Origin of the sequence: Azospirillum canadense, assembly GCF_025961225.1 — a bacterium.
Classification (GTDB): Bacteria; Pseudomonadota; Alphaproteobacteria; order Azospirillales; family Azospirillaceae; genus Azospirillum; species Azospirillum canadense.
The window spans coordinates 582,645-607,248 of record NZ_JAOQNG010000004.1; the positions used below are offsets into that span (position 1 = coordinate 582,645).

1 protein-coding gene is annotated in these 24,604 nt (G+C 70.1%); it reads left to right on the top strand.

The genetic code is table 11. The features are described from left to right. Complete coding sequence (locus M2351_RS24245) at positions 1–24,597, top strand: VCBS domain-containing protein (protein WP_264658618.1); 24,597 nt, start codon at positions 1–3, stop codon at positions 24,595–24,597. Positions 24,598–24,604 lie beyond the last annotated feature (7 nt).

Below are 24,604 nucleotides of genomic sequence, written 5' to 3' on the forward strand. Positions count from 1 at the left end.
ATGGCTGAGTCGCGCTCGACCGGTGGGAAGAACAATTCCCGGAAGTCCGCCGATCGGCGGAAGGTGACGCCGCCATCCTCCAAGCATTCCCTCCGATTGGCGCTTGAACCGCGGATGGTGTTCGACGCCTCGGTCGTGGCGACGACCGTCGACGTCGTTGACCACAGCCACGACTCCTTGACTGATCCCGCTTCCACCGCCGCCAAGGCTGGGCAAGCGCAGGACTTGGCCAAGACTGTGGGCGCGACGGAACCGGCGGGCGATCAGGCCCACGCGCGCGAGCCCGGCGCGGACCATGCGGCTCCGGCAGGATCCGACGCCCCGGTGCCGGCAACCGGCGCCGTCCCCGCGAAGGACGACTTGGCGCATCCGGCCAACGCTACGACGGGCATTCTGCAACTTGTGTTTGTCGATCCGCGGACGCCGGGGGCGGCGGAGGCCGTCGCCGGTCTCGGTGCCGACACGCGGGTCGTCACCCTCGACAGCACCCGCGACGGCATCCAGCAGATCACCGAGGCGCTGTCCGGCACCAGCGGCCTGCAATCCATCCACATCCTGTCGCACGGCAACGGGGCCGGCCTGCCGGTCGGCCGCGACATCCTGACCACCACGTCCCTGACCGGCCGGGCGGACGAGGTGGCGTCCTGGCGCGACCATCTGGCCGACGGCGCCGCCATCCAACTCCACGGGGTCGACACCACCTCTGGCGGCCAGCGGCTGGCCGGAACGCTCGCCGACCTGACGGGCACCCGGGTCACCGCCACCGACGACCTGACGGTGTCGGACGCCGGCAGAGCCGACTCCGTCACGGCCGCCGACCGCCGCATCGTCGTCATCGACGCCCGGGTGCAGAATCCGGAGATCCTGCTGGGCGATCTGCCGTCGGAGGTCGAGACGATTGTCATCGGCGTCAACGACGACCCGATCGCCCGCATCCAGCAAGCCTTGGCCGGCGGCCATGTAGCGTCGCTGCAGATCGTCGCGCACGGCGAGGCGGGCAGCGTCACGCTTGGCCGCGACACGCTGACCGCGGCCAGCCTGGAGGGCGCCACCGCCGACGCGATCGCCGCCTGGAAGGCCTCCTTCACCGAGGACGCCGACATCCTGCTGCTCGGCTGCGACGTCGGGCAGGGCGGCGCCGGAACCGCCCTGATGGCGCGGCTCGCCGACCTGACCGGGGCGGACGTCGCCGCGTCGGACGACGCGACGGGGGCCGCGGCTCTCGGCGGCGACTGGACGCTGGAGGTCAGCACCGGCCCGATCGAATCGCGCATCGCCCTGTCCGCCACCGCGGAGGCCGCCTGGCAGCACCTGCTGGCGCCGCCGACCATCACGTCGCCGGTCGGCGGCGACACCATCACGGTGATCGAGCCGAGCGTGCTGAACGTCGCGGGCGCCGACCGCGCCTCGCTCGGCGGCTGGACGGTGGCCGACCTGGAGGACGGGACCCTGACCGTCACGGTCAGCCTGCCCGGCACGACCGTCGGCCACCTCGACGACACGGCCCCGTCCGGGACCACCGGGGCGTCCAGCCTGACCTTCACCGGCAAGGCGGCGGCCGTCAACGCCTGGCTGGCCGGCCTGCGCTTCGTGGCCGCCGACACCGAACTCGGCAACACGGCGGCGTCCACGACCATCACCATCACGGTGACCGACGACGAGGCGTCTCCGGGCCCCTTCACCGTCACCAAGACCATTGCGGTCAGCGTCTCCCCCTCCAACGACCCGACCGTCCTGACCACGTCCCAGGTGACGGTGACGGAAGGCGGCAACGTCGAGATCACCGCCGGAAACCTGACCGTCGCCGACCCCGAGGTCACCGCCGGCACCCAATCGAACACCCAGCTGGTCTACCGGCTGGAGGCGCTGCCGGCCTACGGCACGCTGACGCTGGGCGGCCAGCTGCTCGGCGTCGGGTCGATCTTCACGCAGGACGACGTCGTCAACCACCGGCTGGTCTACATCCACAAGGCAACCGGCGCCGACCAGAACACCGCCGACAGCTTCCAGGTGTCGGTCAACGACGGCGCGACGCCGCAATCCTATTCGTCGGCCCACATCAGCACGGTCAACATCGCGGTCACCCCGGTGAACCAGGCGCCGGTGCTGACCACGGCCGGCGGCAGCGTGTACGAGGGCGTGCCGGCCAGCGCCCCGGAATCCTCGATCGGCAATTTCATCGTCGCCAACGCCGGCGGCGACCCTGGCGACACGCTGACCATCCAGCTCAGCTCGCTGCCGCAGCACGGATCGCTGATCTTCACCGGCACGCTGACGATCAACGGCACCGTCTACACGCTGACCAACCAAAACTTGGCGACCTACGTCATTCCGGGCGGTGCGCAACTCGACCTCGGCCATGACACGGTGCTGATCGCGCAGGACCAGCTGTCCGGCCTGCATTACGCCCACGACGGGACGGAGCCGACCGTCGCGTCGACCGACAGCTTCAACGTCGTGATCAAGGACGCCGGCGGCGGCACCGGGGTCCCCGCCAGCATCTCCCAGGCGATCACGCTGACCATCCGGCCGGTCAACGACGACCCGACCTGGGTGAACACCAGCACTTTGGCGGCGACGGTCACCGCCGGCGGCGCCGACGGCGATCTGCTGACGAGCGGCGACAACTTCCGCGTCACGCTGACCACCGCCATGCTCAACGTGACGGACAGCGACAGCCCGGCCTCCTCCATCACCTTCGCCGTGGTGGACAGCCCCAGCTACGGGCGCATCCTGCGCAACGGCGCGCTGGTGGAATCTGGCGGCACCTTCAGCCTGCAGGACGTGATCGACGGCCGGGTCGTCTATCTGCAGACCGCGGTGAACATGGCCGGCGCGCTGACCGCCGACGACTTCACCTTCGCGGTGTCGGACAACGCCATGGCACTGCGCTGGAACGCCGACGGCACCAGCTTCACCCGCCAGGGCGGCATCTATGTGGGGCCGTCCGCCAGCGATTCCTTCCGCATCTTCAGCTTCAACATCGCGCTGGCCCAAGGCGCCGGCGCCGCCACGGCGAGCTACATCGTCACAGCCGGCACGCCGTCGCTCGCGGAAGGCGACAGCGGCACGCAGACGGTCACCTACACCGTCACCCGCGTCGGCGACATCAGCACGGCCGGCAGCGTGCAGTACACGGTCGGGGGCGTGGACGGCACCGACGTCACGTCGCCGCTCAGCGGCACCGTCGTGTTCGCGGCGAACCAGTCGACCGCCCTGATCACGCTGACGCTGGTCGGCGACACGGTGGTCGAGCCGGACGAGGTGATGACGGTCACGCTGTCCAACCCGGTGCAGGGCCAGATCGCCGTCGGCAGTGCGTCGACCACCATCGTCAACGACGACACCGGCCTGTCGGTGTCGATCGCACCCGCCGCAGCCACCCAGTTCGAAGGCAACAGCGGCACCCGCAGCTACACCTTCACCATCACCCGCGCCGGCGTCACCACCGGGGCGACCACCGTCGACTATCTGGTCGAGGGGGTGGGCGACTACCCCGCGTCGGCGAGCGATTTCGCGGGCGGGACCTTCCCCGGCGGGACGGTCACCTTCCTGGCCGGCGAAACCGTGAAGACCATCACGGTCGAGGTCCAGGGCGATACCCTTGCCGAACCGGACGAGACCTTCCAGCTGCGCCTTGCCAACCCGGCGGGCGGGGTGCTGACCACCGCCGCAGCGCTGGCCACCATCGTCGACGACGATCCGGCGCCGGGCCTGTCGGTGGAGACCGACGCGGGCAGCGTGGCGATCCTGGAAGGCGACAGCGGAACCAGGACGCTGACCTTCACGGTGTCCCGCACGGGCAAGCTGGGGCAGGCGACCACCGTGGACTGGGCCGTCATCGGGGTGTCGGCGGGCATCGACGCCGCGGATTTCGGCCAGGCCACCCTCCCGCACGGGACGATCACCTTCGCGGCCGGCGAAACGGTGAAGACAATCACCGTCAGCGTCGCGGGCGACCAGACCGTCGAGGGCAACGAGGTCTTCAAGGTCCAGCTCAGCAACCCGACCAACGGCACGCTGGAGACGCCCGAGGCGCAGGCGACGATCCTGGACGACGATCCGGCTTCTCTGCCGCGCCTGGACATCACGGCGGTCACCAACCAGCTGGCGGAGGGCGACAGCGGCGCCGTCGCCTTCACCTTCGTGGTGACGCGGACCGGCAACACCTCCCAGCCCGGCAGCGTCGACTGGGCGGTGGGCGGCGGCGTGGTGAACGCGGCGGACTTCTACGCGGGCGTGCTGCCGAACGGCACCATCACCTTCGCCGCCAACGAAGTGTCGCGGACCATCTCCGTCATCGTGCGCGGCGACACCCAGGTCGAGCCGGACGAGGCCTTCACGGTCACGCTGTCGAACGCGCACTACGGCACCATCGGGGCCGGGACCGCCACGGCGACGATCCTGAATGACGATTCCGTGCCGACGCTGTCCATCCGCGCCGACCAGGGCGCCATGGTGGAGGGCAACAGCGGGACGCGCAACTTCACCTTCACCGTCACGCGCAGCACCGCGACCGGTGCTGCCGGCGTGGACTGGAGCGTCGGCGGCATGGTCGACGCCGCGGACTTCGGCGGGACGATTCCGTCCGGCCACATCGACTTCGCAAACGGCGAGACGACCAAGACCATCACCATCGCGGTCGCCGGCGACACGCAGGCGGAGCTGGACGAGACGCTGACCGTCACGCTGAGCAACGCCAGCGGCGCACGCATCGCCACCGCGGCCGCGACCTCGCTGATCGTCAACGACGACTACCCCTACGCCACCGTGACCATCACGGCGGATCTGAACCAGGTCGTGGAGGGCAACAGCGGCACGCGGGCGATCACCTACACCGTCACCCGTACCGGCGACACCACCGGCACTGCCACCGTGGCCTGGAGCATCACCGGCGGCACCGCGGACGCGGCCGACTTCCTGAACGGCGTGCTGCCGTCGGGCACCGTGACATTCGGCGCCAACGAGACGTCGAAGACCTTCCAGATCCTCGTCAACGGCGACACGGACATCGAGCCGGACGAGACCTTCACCGTCACCCTGTCCAACCCGAACGGCGTGTCCATCGCCAACAACGGCGGGTCGGCGACCGCGCGCATTGTCAACGACGACGGCCAGATCTTCACCATCGGCGCCGACCAGATCCAGCGCGCGGAGGGCAACAGCGGAACGACGCCCTTCACCTTCACCGTCACCCGCACCGGCGACAGCTCGGCCGACGTCACGCTGAACTGGGCCGTGTCCGGGCCGGGTGTGGACGGCGCGGACTTCGTCGGCGGGGTGCTGCCCTTCGGGACCGTGACGATCCTCGCCGGCCACACGACCGCGACCATCACGGTGAACGTCGCCGGTGACACGGTGGCGGAGGCGAACGAGGGCTTCACCGTCACCCTCTCCAACCCCAGCGCCGGCACCATCGCCGCCGCGACGGCGTCGAGCGTCATCGCGAACGACGACGGCACGACCCTGCCGCAGTTCGACATCGTGGCGATCAACGGGTCGCAGGTGGAGGGCGGCACCGGGACGTCACGCAGCTACCTGTTCACCATCACCCGCACCGGCAACCTCAGCGGCAGCGCGTCGGTCGACTGGACGGTCGCGGGGGGGGCGGTGAACCCGGCCGACCTCGCGGACTTCGGCGGAGCCCTGCCGCACGGCACGCTGACCTTCAACCCCGGCGAGGCGTCGCAGACCATCGTCGTCACGGTGAACGGCGACCTGCTGGCCGAACCGGACGAGATCTTCACCGTCACGCTCGGCAACGCGACCGGTGCCGCCATCGGCACGGGCGTGGCCGAGGCGACGATCCTCGACGACGACCCGGTGCCGCACGTCGCCATCGTGGACGCCGGGCTGGTCAAGCTGGAGGGCAACTCCGGCGTCACGACCTTCACCTTCACGGTCACGCGCACGGGCTCGACCGCCGACAGCACGTCGGTCGTCTGGCAGCTGACCGGCGACGCGGTGAACGCCGCCGACTTCGGCGGCGCGCTGCCCTCGGGCACGGTCGTCTTCGCCGCCGGCGAGACGTCGGCCACCATCACCATCTCGGTCACCGGCGACACCGCGCAGGAAGGCGACGAGCCCTTCACCGTCACGCTGCTGTCGGCCAGCAACGGCATCATAGACCACGCCACCGCCACCGCGACCATCCTCAACGACGATCCGGACATCGTGCCGACGGTGGCCATCGCCGCCACCGACGCGTCGAAGGCGGAAGGCAACAGCGGGACCACCAGCTTCACCTTCACCGTCACGCGGTCGGGCGACACCACCAGCACCAGCTTCGTGGACTGGACGCTGCGCCACACCAGCACCGACGCCGCCGACATCTCCGGGCCGACCAGCGGGCAGGTGGTCTTTGCCGCCGGCGAAACCAGCAAGACCATCATCATCACCGTCAACGGCGACCTGCTGTTCGAGGGCGACGAGAGCTTCGACGTCGTGCTGTCCAGCGCCGTCGGCGCCCGCATCGCCAGCGGTGGGGCGTCGGCCAGCGGCACCGTCCTGAACGACGATCCGGCGCCGCCCAGCGTCAGCATCACCACGCCCGCCGTCGCCGCCTATGAGGGGCAGAGCGGCACCACGCCCTTCACCTTCACCGTCACCCGCGCCGGCGACTTGACGCGCGCCACCACGGTGGCCTGGTCGGTGGTGGGCAGCGGCGGCGTCCCGGCGCTGGCCTCGGACTTCGAAAACGGCGTCTTCCCGTCCGGCACGGTGACCTTCGCGGTCGGCGCGGCCACCGCCACCATCACCGTGAACGTGGCCGGCGACACTACGGTGGAGACGAACGAGACCTTCACGGTCCAGCTGATCTCGGCGAGCAACGGCACGATCAACGGGTCCGGCGCCACGGCGATCGGCACCATCCGCAACGACGACGCGCCGCCGCCGCCGTCCGCGGAGCCGTCGCAGATCCTGTTCGTCGGCCAGAACCCGAACAGCGCCGTCAACGCCGGCACGATCCTGGAGGGCAGCGCCACCGGCGGACTGATCCTGGGCAACGACGGCGACAACACCACCCCGGTGATGCTGAGCTACAGCGCGGCCGGCACCTCCACAGCGCAGATCGTCTACACGGTGCTGAAGCTGGGTGCCAACGGCAGCGACTGGTACGGGTCGTTGCAGATCAAGGTGAACGGCAGCTGGCAGACGCTCAGCGCCTACGGCACCTTCACGCAGGCGGACCTCGACGCCGGCAACGTGCGCTTCGTCCCGTCGGACGGCGAAGGCTTCCTGTCGACCTTCCAGTTCTCGGTCTCCACCGGCGCCGTCGATCCGGTGACCCGTGCCCCGGTCCGCACGGTCGGGACCTTCAGCGTCTTCACGACGCCGGTCAACGACGCGCCGACCGCCACCGGCTCCTCCGACCAGACGATCAAGGAGGGCGACACCTCCTACATCACCACGTCGATGCTGTCCTTCGCCGACCCCGACGACGCGGTGAACGAGTCCTACCTGGAGAACCCGACGCCGGGCGGCGTCTACGACAACAACTTCGCGCTCAACCACTCGGCGTCTAACCCGCTCCAGTTCCAGGTAACGGCCCTGCCGGCGCACGGCACGCTGCAGGTCTACAACGGCACCGCCTGGGTGGACGTGCAGATGGGCACGCTCTACAACGCGTCGCTGCTCACCGGCAGCGCGGGCACGACCGGCCTGCGCTACATCCACAACGGTGGCGAGACGCGCGCCGACTCCTTCTCGGTAACGGCGGTCGACCGCTGGGGGCTGGCGAGCAGCCCGGCGACCGTCAGCTTCGTGCTGACCAACGTCAACGACGGGCCGCAGATCGCCGGGACCCCGGCGCAGGCCGATCCCACCATCGGCGTGGACGCGCCGAACGCCATCGGCGGCGCGCCGACCAACGACCCGATCACGGTCGAGGAGGGCAGCCGCGTCCAGATCACCGCGGCGATGCTGCAGGCCTACGATCCGGACAGCACCGCCGTGCAGGTGCAGTACCGCCTGACCACGGCGACCAGCTACGGCCAGCTGATGCGGTCGACCAACGGCACGACCTTCACCGTCATCGGCGTGGGTTCCAGCTTCACGCAGCAGGACGTCGCCAACGGCTACATCTACTACGTCCATGGCGGCGGGGAGAGCTACCAGTCCAACGCCGCGACGACCTACGACGACCGCTTCGTCTTCACCCTGTCCGACGGCGACAAGGAGCAGACCGCGCGCGAAGCGTGGGTTTACATCACCCCGGTCAACCAGGCGCCGACCTTGACCAGCCCGGCGGCGGATATTCCGGTCATCAGCACGACCATCGGCAACAACCCGATCACCGGCTTCGTCGCCGCCGACCCGGACATCACCTCCTCCCCGGACTACCAGAGCACCGACCGCTCCAACCCGGTGGACGAGACCGACATCGTCACGGCGATCGTCCGCCTGCGCGACGCGGGCAACGCGCTGCTGACCGACTACACCGGCATCACCATCCAGCCGGGCGCCGGGGCAACGGTGACGCTGATCGATCCGGACGGGGCAGGCGCCGGCGCCGCGTACGACGGCAACGGGCGCGTGCTGGTGATGAAGGGCTCGCTGGCGCAGGTGAACGCGGCGCTCGCGGGGCTGCACATCGGCTTCGACACCGACCGGAACGCCTACTACACGGTCGAGGTGATCATCGACGACCGGGCACGCGCCGACGACGGCACGCTGACCGGCGGCGCCAACGGCGGCCTGAAGAACGCGTCGGGCAGCGTCTCCGTCGCCAACACGGCGGTGCCCGGGACGAACCCGGACTTTACCAGCGGCGACTTCACGGGGCTGACCGCCAACGTCGCCATCGGCACCGTGCGCATCTTCGCGTCGTCCAGCAACGACCAGCCGACCATCGGCCTGCCCGGCGCCATCCAGCCGACCGAGGACGTGCGCATCCAGGTGATCGGCTCCGGCCGGACGGTGGACTTCGACGACATCGAGGCGCGGCTGACCAATTCCAACATCCAGGTCACGCTGTCCGCCGCCCACGGGACGGTGGACGTCGGAACGGCGGGTTCGGCCCAGACCACGGGGACCAACGTCACGATCACCGGCGACGGAACCGCGACGGTGACGGTCACCGGCAAGATCGCGGACGTGAAGGCCTTCCTGAACGCCGGCGTCTGGTACCTTGGCGACAGCAACTACAACGGCGCCGATGCGCTGACGGTCACGGTCAGTGACCTCGGCACCTATGGCGCCGGTTCCGGTTCCAGCAACGTCGCGCAGGTGGCGCAGGGAACCATCGCCCTGACCGACTTCGTCGACGTGAACGACGATCCCACGCTCAACATCGGGTCGGGCCAGATCGTCATCGACCGCAGCAGTGCTGTGACCATCACCGGATTCCCGGCGCTCTCCTCGGTGATCACCGACGTGGATGATCCGACCCAGACGGGTCAGGTCGTGCAGGTGATCGTCCGCCTGCTCGACGGCAGCGGCGTGCCGCTGGCGGACACGGCCGCCTATGGCGGAATCACCATCGGCTACACGACGTCCGGCTCGCTCACCGTCGTCGACCGCGGTGCCGGGGCCTTCGACGGCCAGGGCCGCCCGCTGATCCTGCGCGGGACCATCGCGGAGGTCGCGGCGGCACTGCGCAGCCTGACCCTGACCGTGGCGAACTCCAACGGCGCGCGCGACGACACGACGCTGACGCTGCAGGTCATTGTGGACGACCGGACCAGCGACGCGAGCGGCACCGTCAGCGCCACCGCCAACGGCGGCGCCCTCAACCAGCAGCTGGATGGTCCGTCGGGCACGCCGTCCGCCATCGCTGCCATCGTGATCGACCCTTACGCGACCACTACCTCGGTGTTGAGCCTCGCGCCCGGCCTTGCCCTGAACACGGCGTACGCGGAACGCAGCGTCTACATCTCCGGCGTCAACGACCCGGTGGTGATCAGCGCCGGCAACGTGACGAAGACCGAAGGCGTCACGACCATCGTCCTGAACGCGACGGACGGGGCCTTCACGCTCACCGACGCCGACACCAACGGCGCCATCAACCTGACCGTCACCGTCACGACCACGGCCGGCACCTTCACCGCCGTCGGCGGTCCGGCGACGCTCACGTCGGCGCTCAACACCAACACCATCACGCTCACCGGCAGTCTTGCCAACATCCAGACCAGCCTGCGCGCCCTGACCATCACGCTGCCCGATCCGGACGGCGCCGGTGGCCCCGCGACCAGCGCGGATTGGAACGGGTCCTTCACCGTCACCGTCGCGGTGACGGACATGGGCAACACCGGCCAGCGACCGGGCGATCTGAGCGGCCTGGGCACCGACGCGACCAGCAACCCGGGCCAGGTGTCCTACACCGACGGCAGCTCGGCCAGCCTGACCACCACCCGCACGATCACCGTCACCGTCTCCAACGTGAACGACGCGCCGATCCGCAGCGGCGCTGCGACGGTCACCACCTTGCCGAACACGCAGGAAGACACCGCCAGCCCCCCCGGCGCGACGGTCAGCACGCTGTTCGCGGGCAGCTTCAGCGACGCGGTGGACGCTGCCGGCGCGTCCGGCGCCAACCAGTTCTACGGCGTGGCCGTGGTCAGCAGTGGCACAGTGTCGGGCGGCGTCTGGCAGTACCGCCTGGACACCGACAACGACGGCACCCTAGACGGCTCCTGGATCACCATCGGCAGCCAGACGACGTCGAGCGCCCTGATCCTCGACAAGTACGACGCCATCCGCTTCCTGCCCAACGCCAACTGGTTCGGCACCCCGACCGGATTGACGGTTCGCCTGATCGACGATACCGGCACGCCCCCGACGGCCGGCTCCACCGTCAACATCGGAAGCGGCGGCGGATCGACGGCCTACAGCAACAGCAGCAACGCCGTCACCCTGAACACGTCGGTGGTCAAGGTCAACGACCGGCCGACGGCCAGCGACACCAACCTGCCGAACGTGGCCGAGGACACGGCCAGCCCGACCGGCAGCACGGTGAGCAGCCTCTTCACCGGCAAATACTCCGACGCCGCCGACGACCAAACCGCCGTGGGCGGCGGGAACGACTCGACCGCGTTGGCGGGCATCGCGATCGTCGGCAACACCACGCCGGCCACGCAGGGTGTCTGGCAGTACCGGTACGACGCCAACCAGGACGGCGATTACAACGACGGCGGTGTCGAGACCTGGACGACCATCGCCGCGAACACCTACAGCGATGCTTCGGCGCTGATCCTGCCGGCCGCGGCGCAGCTGCGCTTTCTGCCCGGAACGGACTTCAACGGCACGGTGACGCCGCTGTCCGTCCGCGTTGCCGACGGGGAGGGGGCTGCGATCACCGCCGTGTCGGTCGGCGTCGACCTGACCGGCAGCCTGGGTGCGACGAGCCGCTGGTCGGGCGACGCCACGACCGCCATCGGCGTGACCGTCACGCCGGTGAACGACGCGCCCACCATCACGGCCGCCGCGCTGGGTTCCCCCATTTCGCTGGCGGAGGCGGCGGGCGTCGGCACCGGGTCGAGTTCGCAGCTGCTGGTGACCGTCAGCGCGGTCGACGACGCGGCCGACTTCCTGTATCTGGCGAGCGACAATTTCGGTGGCGGCGTCATCGGCGCCACCATGGCCACGTGGTACACGGGCGACACGCTGACCGTCGTCGACGGCACCTATTCGGGCAAGGCGGTCACCTATGCCTCCGGCCAGGTCAAGGTCGACGGCACGGTTGTCGGCACGGTGGCGGGCGGCAGCGGCAGCACGGCGCTGAGCATCACGCTCAACAGCAGCGCCGACGCGGCGGCCGTGCAGGCGGTGATCCAGGCGATCGCCTACCGCACCACCAGCGATAACCCGACCGCGAACGGAACGCACAACAGCCGGACGGTGAACTTCACCTTCAGCGACGGCGCCAACAACAACCAGTCCGGCGGTTCGGCACTGTCCACCAACCCGTCGCCCTTCGTGTCGGCGACCATCCAGTTCACCCCGGTGAACGACCCGCCGGTGGTGGACCTGAACGGCGCGAGTGCCGGATCCGACAACACGGTCACCTTCACCGACCCGGCCAACGGGACCCCGGCTGCGGTGAACATCGCGGCCTCGGCGACGCTGAGCGACCCGGACAACAGCAACCTGTCCAGCATGCACCTGGTGGTCGGCGGCCTCCAGGACGGGGCCTTCGAGACGCTGACCATCGGCGGCGTGTCCTTCACGCTGAACCAGGACTACTCCAACGTCACTGCCGGCGCGTTCAAGGTCAGCTACGTCGCGTCGACGGGAACCTTCACCATCCTGCCGGGCAGCGGCAACATGGCGACGGTCGCCGCCTTCCAGACGCTTCTGCGGGGGATCACCTACCTCAACACCGACGACGATCCCACGGGCACCAGCCGGACCGTGGACGTCTATGTCACGGACGCCAACGACGATGACGCCAGCGCGACCGGCCTCGACAGCAACACGCCGCGCACCACGATCACCATCGTGGCGAACAACGACCAGCCGCGGATCACGGGGCTGAGCACGACGGCGACGTTCGGCGAGGACGCGATCAAGGCGGCGGCGCGGCTGGACGCGGACGGTGTGATCACCCTGGTGGACGCCGACAGCACGGCCTACAACAACGGCACGCTGACCGTCACCGGCATGGTTTCGGGCGAGGACCACGTCTCCATTCCCGCGGCGGCGAGCGCGCCGGCGAACCCGGCCACCAACCAGATCTGGCGCGACAGCTCGGGCGCCGGCACCGGCGTCTACGCCTACGACGGTGCGGCCTGGGTGCAGATCGGCACGGTCTCCACCGACACCTCCACCACCTTCACCATCACGCTGAACGCCAACGCCACCAAGGCGCGGGTCGAGGCGCTGATCGGGGCGCTGACCTACCGCAACGGCTCCGACGCGCCGACCTTGTCGCGCACGCTGAGCGTCACGCTGACCGAGGCCGGCGGGGCGGGCACCACGCAGGCGGCGACCATCGCCGTCACGGTGAACCCGGAGAACGACGCGCCGCGCGTCACCGCCAGCAACGTCACGGTGGGCGAGGGTGCGGCGACGCTGGTCCTGGACGCGACCAACGCCAACATCACCGTGGCCGAGGTCGACGGCGTGACCAGCCAGGCGATCAAGGCGACGGTGACGTTGAGCACCGGCACCTTCAGCGCGGTGGGCGGCAGCGGCGGCACGGTGGCGGGCACCGGGACCAGCACGCTGACCTTCACCGGCATCACGCTGGCGCAGTTGAACGCGCGGCTGAAGGCGCTGACCATCGCCTACCCGGTGGTGGGCGGGGCGACGGCGGCGGACTGGAACGGCGCGATCACCGTGACGGTGGTGGTGGAGGACCTGGGCAACCTGGGCGGCCGCCCGGCGACGCTGGAGGGCGACGGCAACGACGCGACCACGGGCAACGGCGACTACGAGTATGTCGACACCTCGGGCGGCTCGACCGACGCCAAGCTGAAGACGACGCGCAGCTTCGTGGTGACGGTGACGCCGGTGAACGACGCGCCGGCGGCGGCGATCACCGGGACCTACACGGTGAACGAGGACAGCACGCTGGCGCTGGGCAGCACGCTGGCGGTGAGCGACGCGCTGGACGTGCCGTTCGGCAGCGTGGCGAACGCGACGATCACGGTGACGGTGGGGGTGGCGCACGGCACGCTGACGCTGGGCAGCGACACCAGCACGCTGACCAGCGGCAACGGTGCGGCGACGCTGACGCTGAGCGGGACGATCACGGCCATCAACACGGCGCTGCAGAACCTGACCTACGCCCCGACCCACGACTACAGCGGGTCCGACACGCTGACGCTGACAGTCAACGACGGCGGGAACGGCGGTACCGGTGTGCTGAGCGGCACGGCGACCAAGACGATCACCGTCAATCCGGTTTCCGACACGCCCGACCTGACCATCAACGGTACGCTCAATCCGTCCTCCGCCATCACCGTGACGGGGAACGAGGACAGCGACATTTCCATCGCCACGGTGATCGGCGAGACCGACACGCTGGGCGTGGACGAGACCATCAGCTTCAAGCTGGACGGCATCCCGGCCGGCTGGGTGGTGAAGGACAACGGCACGCCGCTGACCCTGGTCGCCAACGGCGACGGCACCTTCAACACGGGCGTGCTGACCGGCGACAAGCTGGCAACCCTGACCATCCGGCCGCCGCAGGACTGGAACGCGCAGCAGCCGGGCAAGACCGCACCGACGCTGACCATCACCGCCTACAGCTCCGACCAGGGGGCCACGGCGGCGACGCGCACCGGCGTGATCATCCTGAACGTCGCCCCGGTCAGCGACGACACGGTGCCGACCAACGACACCAACAGCCTGACCGAGGACACGGCCAGCGTCTCCAAGACCGCGGCCACCGGCGTGCTGTCCAACGACAGCGACGTGGACCTGGAACAGACGCTGAGCGTTCAGGGCGTGGCCACCGGCAACACCGGTACGGCGCTGACCAACGGCACCGGCGTCGGCAGCGCGGTCACCGGGACCTGGGGGCAACTGACGCTGAACGCGGACGGCTCCTACACCTATCAACTCGACACCGCGTCGGTGCAGTTCCTGCGCGACGGGCAGACGCGCACCGACGTCTTCACCTACACGGTGAACGACACCGGCAAGCTCGGCGCGGCGAAGACGGCGACGCTGACCATCACCATCAACGGCCTGAACGACGCGCCGGTGGTGGACCTGAATGGCGCGGTCGCCGGAACCGGCACCACCCTGACCTACACGGAGGTGGACGGCACCGACAGCAGCACAGGCAGCGCGCTCTGGCCGTCGGCGACCCTGTCCGACCCGGACAGCGGCAAACTCGCCAGCCTGACCATCACCGCCGGCAACATCCTGGACGGCAACGCCGAGATCCTGCGCATCGGCGGCACCGACTTCGCGCTCGCCACCAGCACGGGCAGCCCGGTCACTGTTACGGCCGGCGCCACCAGCTTCCAGGTCAGCGTGGTCGCCAGCGGCACCGGTGCCACCATCACCATCACGCCCGCCAGCGGCGGCGCCATGGCTCTGGCCGACACGGCGACCCTGCTATCCGGCATCACCTACCGCGACACGTCCGACAAGCCGAACACCGGCAGCACCCGCGGCTTCGCCGTGCAGGTGACGGACGCCGGCAGCAACGACGACGGCACGCCGGTCGGCACCGGCCTCGCCAGCAACACGGCGACGGCCACGGTGACGGTGGTGACGACCAACGAGGCGCCGGTGGTCGACCTGAACGGCGCCGCCGCCGGGTCCGACAACGCGGTCACCTACACTGAGGTCGCCAACGGTACGGAGCCGGAGCTGGCCATCGCCGCCGCGGCCACCCTGGCCGACGTGGACAACGCCAACCTGACGCGGATGGTGCTGACCGTCGGCTCCGTCGCCGACGGCGCACACGAGTTCCTGACCATCGGCGGCACGCGCTTCGCCATCGGCACGGATGTCACCGCGCAGATCGTGGACGCCGGGGCGCTCGGCCGCTTCAGCGTGACCATCGCGACGGCCGGCAGCGACCGTCAGGTGGACATCCGCGCGCTCGGCGCCGGCTCGACCGCCACGGTGGACACGAAGGCGGACTTTGCCAGCCTGCTGCAGGGCATCACCTACAGCAACACCAGCGACAACCCGTCGGGCACGCGCACGGTCAAGGTGCAGGTGACCGACGCCGGCACGGACGACGCCATCGCGGCGGACGACGAGCGGGTGAGCAACCTGCCGACCACCACCATCTCCTTCGTCGCGGTCAACGACCAGCCGCGTTTCTCCGGCAGCTACCAGGACCTGACGGCACGGGAGAACGCGGTGAACGTGACCGGCGGCGCGCCGGTGGCGCTGATCGGCAACCCGGCGGCGGTGACGCTGAACGACGCCGACAGCCCGAACTACGTCGGCGGCTCCATCACCGTCTCCGGCCTCGCGGCCGACGACGTGCTGTCGCTGCCCACGACGGTGACGGCGACGGATGGCGCCGTGCGGCTGAGCGGCGGCACGACCGTCCAGGTCTACGCCAACGGCGACTGGCGCAGCGTCGGCACCCTGTCGGGCGGCAACGGGGCCACGTTGACCATCGCCATCAACGGCGCTGACGCGGCCACCTACGGCACCGTCGCCAATGTCGAGCGCGTGATCGAGGCGCTGACCTACCAGAACAGCAGCGACCGCCCAACGCCGGGCCCGCGCACCCTGACCATCTCCGTCAACGACGGCGGCGCCGGGATCGCCGGCACGACGACGCTGGCCCTGACCGTGGTGCCGGAGAACGACCGGCCGGTCATCAGCAGCTTCGGCGCCAGCGGCCCAACCTTCACGGAGGATGGCGCGGCCGTCGTGCTGGACGCCGACGCCACGCTGCTGGACGCCGACATCGGCGACGCGAGCGGCGGGCCGAACGACTACCGCGGCGTGACCCTGACGTTCCAGCGCAGCGGCGGCACGCCGAACGCCGACGACCGCTTCGGCTTCAGCGGCAGCGCCGCCACCACCAACTCCATCTACGCCGTGGGGACGGAGCTGCGGCTCGCCAACGGCACGGCGGATCCGTCGGACGACCTGGTCATCGGCAGCATCGACACGACGACCGCTGGCCGTCTGCGCATCACGCTGGGCGGCACGGCGGCGGTGACGCAGGATGTCGCCAGCCGGGTCGTCCAGGCGGTCACCTACACGAACCTCAGCGAGAATGTGGACGGCGTGTCGGCCGGACCGGTGTCCATAGACCTGACGGTGGACGACCGCAACGGCGCGGCGCAGGTGAACCAGGGCGACGGCAGCGCGCTTGCGGCGACCGCCACCACCTCCGTCACCATCGTCCCGGTCAACGAGCCGATTCGCACGGGCACCGCCCCGATCCTGACCCGGCTCGCCTACGCCGAGAACGCGGCCCCGCAGCGGCTGTTCAACGACGCGGCGGTGACCATCACCGACAACGACAACTCCACTTTCAACGGAGGCGTAGTCACCGCAAGCTTCACCAGCGGCGGGCAGGCGTCCGACCGGCTGGTCGTGGTCGGCAGCGGCGACGCGGCGTCCAACTGGATCAGTGTGTCCGGCGCCAACGTGCTGTGGGACGCCGACGGGGCGGGCGCCGGAGCGCCGGTCGTCATCGGCACGCTTTCGGGCGGCACCGACGCGGCCACGCCGCTGACCGTCGCGCTGAACGGCAACGCCGTACCGGCGGCGGTGCAGGCGCTGATCCGCCAGATCGCCTTCGTCAACGGCAGCGACGACCCGGTCGGCGGGGCCGCGGCCATCCGCACCGTCTCGGTGGACGTGCGCAACGGCGCCGTCGGGGCGGCCACCACCCAGACCGCGACCGGCCTGTTCACCAACACCGTCCTGGTCACGCCGGAGAACGACGCCCCGGTGATTGATCGCGCCGATGGCAGCACCATCCTCGGCACCACCATCACGGAGTGGAACGGCACCGGCACCTACTCCAACGGCGGCGACACGGTCTCCTCGCTGGTCGCCCTGCTGGGCGCCGATGCCCACGACGCGGACAACCGCGCGGGCGGCGTCGGCACGCCGACCGACGGGCTGGGCCTCGCCGTCACGGGCGTGCTCAACACAGACGGGCGGTGGCAGTATTCGACGGACGGCACGAGCTGGACCGACATCCCGGCCGGCACCTCGGCCACCGCGGCGCTTCTGCTGAACCCGACCGACCGCGTCCGCTTCGTGCCGACCGCCCTGTTCAACGGCGACGCCGGGGCGCGGCTGACGCTGAAGCTGTGGGACCGCACGAGCACCGACACGGACACCACCGCCGACGACGCGAACACCACCGACGGCGACCGCAACAAGGGCGACAACGACCAGTTCAGCGACCGCACCGTGGTGCTGACCGCCCGTGTCAGCGCGGTCAACGACGCGCCGGTCAACACGGTGCCCACCACGCTGACCGGCATTCGGGAAGACACGGCCTTCACCTTCAGCGGGTCGAACGCCTTCTCCATCGCCGACGTCGACGTGAACGAGAATCCGGACGTCGCCAACCGCACGCTGACCATCACCCTGACCGCGCAGCACGGCGTGCTGACGCTGGGTGACGCGACCAGCCGGGCCGGGGTGACCTTCACCAGCGGCGACGGCGTCACCGACGCCACAGTGACGGCGACCGGCACGCTCGCCAACCTGCAAGCGCTGCTGGCGTCCGTCACCTACAAAGGCGACGCAAACTTCAACGGCACCGACAGCATCACCATCACCACCAACGACCGTGGCAACTACGGCAGCGGTGGTGCCTTGCAGGACGTGGACACCGTCACCTTTACGGTGCAGGCGGTGAACGACGCCCCGACGGCGACCTCGACCGCCGCCGTCACGCTGGCTCCGGTGGCGGAGGACATCGACGGCACGGCCAACACCGGCTCCACAGTGGGCAACCTGTTCGCCACCCGCCTGACGGACGCGCCCGATGCCGTGACGAACGGCAGCAGCGCCAACAGCTTCGCCGGCATCGCCATCGTGTCTGGGATCGCCGACACGGCCAAGGGGCAGTGGCAGTACCAGATCGGCGGCACCGGCACCTGGATCGATGTCGGCGACCGGACGCCCGCCACCGCGCTGCTGCTCGGGTCCGGGGACCGGCTGCGCTTCCAGCCGGCCGGCGATTTCAACGGCCCGGCGCCGCAGCTCGGGATCCGCCTTGTCGAGGACGGTGGTGCTGCGCTCAGCGGCGGCACGGTCGTGGACCTCAGCGGCGCCACGGCGACGGGCGCCGAGAGCCACATCGCCGACGCGGCCAACCAGCTGACGTTGGCGACCAGCGTCACGGCGGTGAACGACCGCCCGGTGGTCACCGGCAGCGGCCCCGTCGCCATCGCGGTGACGGAGGACACGACCCCGACCGGCGCCACCTTCACCAGCCTGCTGGCCGGCCGCTACACCGACGCCACCGACGACCAGACCGCCAAGGGTGGCTCCGCCGACGCGACTGCGCTCAGCTTCGTCGCCATCGTCGGCAACGCGTCGGTGGCCGGGCAGGGCACGTGGCAGTATCTCGCCAACGGCACGACCTGGACCAACATCCCCACCACTGGCCTGTCCGCCGCGTCGGCGCTGGTGCTCGACGCCACCACGCAGGTGCGCTTCGTCCCGGCCACCGATTTCCACGGCGCGCCGGGCGTGCTGACCCTGCGGCTGGCCGACGGCTCCGCCAACCCGGTTACGGCCAGCGGTTCCGTCACGGACCTGAAGGACCTTTCGGTGGACGGCGGCACCGGCCTGACCGGCCGCTGGTCGCTGGGCAGCGTCGACCTGCAACCCACCGTCGGCAACGTCAACGACGCACCGACCGCCAGCGGCACGGCCATCCTGCCGGCCATCGCCGAGGATACGCCGGTCGCTGGGATCCTCGGCGCCACGGTGGCGAGCCTGTTCGGCCCGCTCTACGGTGACGCGGCGGACGACCGCACGGGCGTCACCGGCGGTGCCGACGCCAGCACCCACACGTTGGCCGGCGTCGCCATCGTCGGCAACGCCGCGACGGCGGCCCAGGGCCAGTGGTGGTATTCGACCGACGGCACGACTTGGACTCAGCTGCCCGCCAACCTGTCGGACAGCAATGCGCTGGTCCTGCCGACCACCGCCAGCCTGCGCTTTGTGCCGGCGGCGGACTGGAACGGCACGCCGGGCGGCCTGACGGTGCGCCTGTCCGACACCACGGTGAACGCCGCCGCCAGCGGCCAGACCCTGGCCATCGGCGGCACCAACCAATGGTCCGCGGCCACGGTCACGCTCGGCACCTCCGTCACCGCGGTGGAGGACGCCATCGAGGCGGCGAACGACAGCAACGGCATCCTGGAGGACGGGGCGGCCCCGGCCACCGGCAACGTGCTCGCCAACGATTTCGACCGCGACTCGCTGGGCACCATCGCGCCGCAGACGCTCTACGTCACGGCGATCCAGGGCACCGGCGCGACGGCCAGCCCCATCGACACGAGCGCCAACAACAGCGTCACGGTCAATGGCCGCTACGGCACGCTGACCATCAAGCGCGACGGCAGCTACAGCTACACGTTGGACAGCAGCCTCGACGTCATCCAGCAGCTCCGCCAGGGGCAGACGCTGAACGACGAGGTCTTCACCTACACGGTGGACGACGTGCTGGCCGCCGATGGCAGCAACGTCGGCAGCGCCGCAGTCAGCCGCAATCTCACCATCACCATCACCGGCGTGAACGACGTGCCGGTGGCGAAGCCCGACACCGGCGTGATCCAGGAGGACGCCACCACCGCGGCAACCGGGACCGTGCTGGCGAACGACGTGGAGATCGACGTGGGCGATCCGGGCACCGTCACGGCAGTCGGCTTCGGCGCCACGGCGGGCACGGTCGGCACCGTGCTTGCCGGCGGCTACGGTTCTCTGACGCTGAAGGCGGACGGTACCTGGTCCTACGCCATCGACAACGGCTCGGCTGCCGTACAGGCCCTGGCGGCTGGCGAGACGCTGACGGAGACCTTCACCTACACAGTCACCGACACCGCGGGCGCCACCAGCAGCTCCACCCTGACCATCACGATCACCGGCACCAACGACGTGCCCGTGATCGGCACCACCGGCACGAGTGGTGCTGTGGTGGAGGACGCGAGCAGCCCGACGCTGACCAGCGGCGGCACCATCGGCTTTACCGACCTCGACCTGACCAACACGCACACGGTGGCGGTCGGCGCGGCGACGGTCAGCACCTCGACGGGCATCCCCAGCGGCTTCGTGCCGACCGGCGGCTTCGGTACGCTGACCGCCAGCGTCGTGGAGGACGCCACCGACGCCTCCAACGCCGGCCAGATCACCTGGAGCTTCGCGGTCGACAACGCCGCGGTGCAAAGCCTTGCGGCCGGTGAGGTGGTGACACAGGTCTACACGCTGACCCTGAAGGACAGCAGCGGCGCCACGGTGACCCGCGACGTGACGGTGACCATCACAGGCACCAACGACGCGCCGGTGATCGGGGCGGGCAAGACCGTCGGTGCGGTGGTGGAGGACGCCAGCACCCCGACGCTGACCGACAGCGGGACCATCGCCTTCACCGACGTGGACCTCTCCAATGCGCACACCATCACCGTGGGCGCCGCTACGGTCAGCACCTCGGCCGGTGTGCCGATGGGCTTCGTGCCGGCCAGTGGCTTCGGCACGCTGACAGCCAGCGTCGTAGAGGACGCCACGGATCTGAGCAGCGCGGGGCAGATCAGCTGGGCCTTCGCCGTCGACAACGCGGCCGTCCAAGGTTTGGCGGCCGGGGAGACCGTGACCCAGATCTACACGCTGACCCTGAAGGACTCGAGCGGCGCCACGGTCACCCGCGACGTCACCATCACGATCACCGGCACTAACGATACACCGGTGATCGGCACCACCGGCACCACCGGCACCACCGGCGCGGTCGTTGAGGATGCGAGCAGCCCGACGCTCAGTGATACGGGCACCATCGGCTTCACCGATGTGGACCTGAGCAATACGCACACGGTGACGGTCGGCGCGGCTGCCGTCAGCACGTCTGCGAGCATCCCCACCGGCTTTGTGCCGGCTGGCGGTTTCGGCACGCTGACCGCCAGCGTCGTCGAGGATACGGCCGACCTGTCGAACGCCGGTCAGGTGACTTGGACCTTCACGGTCGACAACGCCGCAGTGCAAGGCCTCGCGGCGGGTGAGGTGGTGACCCAGGTCTACACGCTGACCCTGAAGGACAGCAGCGGTGCCACGGTGACGCGCGATGTCACCGTCACGATCACAGGCACGAACGACGCGCCGGTGATCGGCGTGGGCAAGACCACCGGTGCGGTGACCGAGGACGCCAGCACGCCGACTCTGACCGACGCGGGCACGATCGCTTTCACCGACGTGGATCTCAGCAACACGCACACGATCACCATCGGCACGGCGACGGTCAGCACCTCGGCCGGTGTGCCGTCCGGCTTTGTGCCGACAGGTGGCTTCGGCACGCTGACCGCCAGCGTCGTCGAGGACACCACGGACCTGAGCAGCGCCGGCCAGATCGCCTGGACCTTCACCGTGAACAACGCGGCCGTGCAGGGCTTGGCGGCTGGCGAAGTGGTGACGCAGGTCTACACGCTGACCCTGAAGGACAGCAGTGGGGCCACGGTTACCCGCGACGTTACCATCACGATCACCGGCACCAACGACACGCCCATCGTCGGCATCGACAAGCTGACCGGCGCCGTCACGGAGGACGCGTCCGCCACGGTGCTGACCGACACGGGCACGGTCGACCTCGGCGACACGGATCTGTCCGACGCCCACGGAGTGTCGGTGGCATTCACCGGCACCACCGGCTCGGCGCAGCTGGGCACGCTGACCGCCGTCGTTCAGGCGGACAGCAGCGGGACCGGCACGGGCGGCACGATCGCCTGGACCTACAGCGTGGACAATGCCGCGGTGCAGTTTCTGGCGGCCGGCCAGACGGTGACGGAGACCTACACGCTCACCGTCTCCGACGGGAAGGGCGGCACCGTCACCCGCGACGTCAGCGTGACGATCACGGGCACCAACGACACCCCGCTGGTTGGCAGCGCGAAGCTGACCGGAGCGGTGACGGAGGACGCCGGCGGCGGCACGACCCTGACCGACAGCGGCACCATCGCCTTCACCGACGTGGACCTGACGGATGCGCACAGCGTCGCGGCGGCCTTCGTCTCAACCACCAACACGGGCACCGGCACGGGCCAGCTCGGCACGCTGACGGCGGTGCGGAGCGTGGACACCACGGGCAGCGGCACCGGCGGCGAAGTCACCTGGACCTACAGCGTCGACAACGCGGCGGTGCAGTTCCTGGCGGCCGGGCAGACGGTGACGGAGACCTACGCGGTCACCGTGTCGGACGGGCAGGGCGGGACCGTCACCCGCAACGTCACGGTGACCATCACCGGCACAAACGACGCCCCGGTCATCGGCACCGCCAAGCTGACCGGTTCGGTCACCGAGGATACTGGGACTGGGGGCTCCGGCACGCTGACCGACATGGGCACCGTCGCCTTCGCCGACGTTGACCTGACCGACGCGCACAGCGTCACGGCCGCTTTCGTTTCGACGACGGGAAGCGGCGCGCTGGGCAGCCTGACCGCGGTGCGGACGGCAGACACGACAGGCACGGGCACCGGCGGGCAGGTCACCTGGACCTACAGCGTCGACAACGCCGCCCTGCAATTCCTCCGCGCCGGGGAGACGGTGACGGAGACCTACGCGATCACCGTCTCGGACGGGAAGGGCGGCACCGTCACCCGCAACGTGGTCGTCACCCTCACCGGTACCAACGACGCGCCGACCGTCACCGGCGATCCGCCCACCGCGTCGGGCAACGCCGGGCAGGAGATGGCGCTGACCGTCGACCGCGGGCGCTTCGCCGACGTGGATCGCGGCGACAGCCTGACCTTCACGGCGACGCTGGCCGACGGCCGTCCGCTGCCCTCCTGGCTGTCCTTCGACCCGGCGACGCTGACCTTCCGCGGGACGCCGCCGCAGGACGCCTCCGGCACGCTGGCGCTGACCCTGCGGGCCACCGACACGGCCGGCGCCTCCGTGACGCTGGGCGTGACCTTCACCATCACGGCGCAGGTGCCGCACACCGACACGCCGACGACGGGCACCCCGACGACAACGACGCCGACCACGCCCACCAATCCGGCCGCGACGCCGACCAATTCGGACTCGCTGATCACCGGGTCGAACAACGCCACGCCGAACGGGACCCTCGTCACCGGCACCACCCCGGCGGGCGACGGGCTGACCACCGGCTTCACCGCGAACCCCTTCACCCAGGTGCAGGCCGGTGACAACGGCGGTTTCGGTGCCGGACTGGTGAACACCGCCAGCCTGCTGAACCGCCAAGGCAACGGCGACCTGTCCACATCGGCCATCTTCCGGCAGACCAGCCAAGCCAACGTGGAGCTGTTCCTCGCCGGCTCGGTCGGCAATCAGACCGTGTTGCCGGAGCAGCAGACGAGCTTCCAAGTGCCGAAGAACATCTTCCGGCACACCAACCCGAATGAGCGTCTGGTCTACCAAGCGGTCCGGCCGGACGGCAGCCCGCTGCCCAATTGGCTGCAGTTCGACGCCCAGAACCTGTCCTTCCGCGGCGTGCCGCCGGCCCAGGCGCGCGGGGCGCTGGACATCGTCATCGTTGCCAAGGACAGCCGCGGCAACCAAGCGGCAGCCCAGTTCCGCATCCTGGTCACCCAGGACCTGAACACCCAGGCCCCCATCGGCAACGGCCGAGGCGAGCAGCCGAGCGGCGGCGAGGGGCGGCCGCAGGCCCAGGGGCAGCAGCCTCCGGGCGAAGGCCAGGGACAAGGTCAGGGCCAGGGCGGAAACCCGAACGGAAGCCCGAACGGAAACCAGGGCGACGGGCAAGGCGGCGAGCCGGGGCAACCGACGCTCCAGGTGCCGAAGGACCAGCGCGCCGATGCCGGGGCGCCGGACTCCATGGACGGCGCCGACGCATGGGCGACCGCGGGCCGCAGCGTCGCCGACGCGGCGCCCTTCGGCGCGGCGCCGCTCACCGGCCGCGCCTCCTTCACCGCACAGCTTCACGCCGCCGGCCGGCCCGGCCTGCTGGCGGAGGCGCGCACTCTCCTGAACGCGCTTCTCATCACCGACGACCGCAACGCCGCCTGAACCTCGC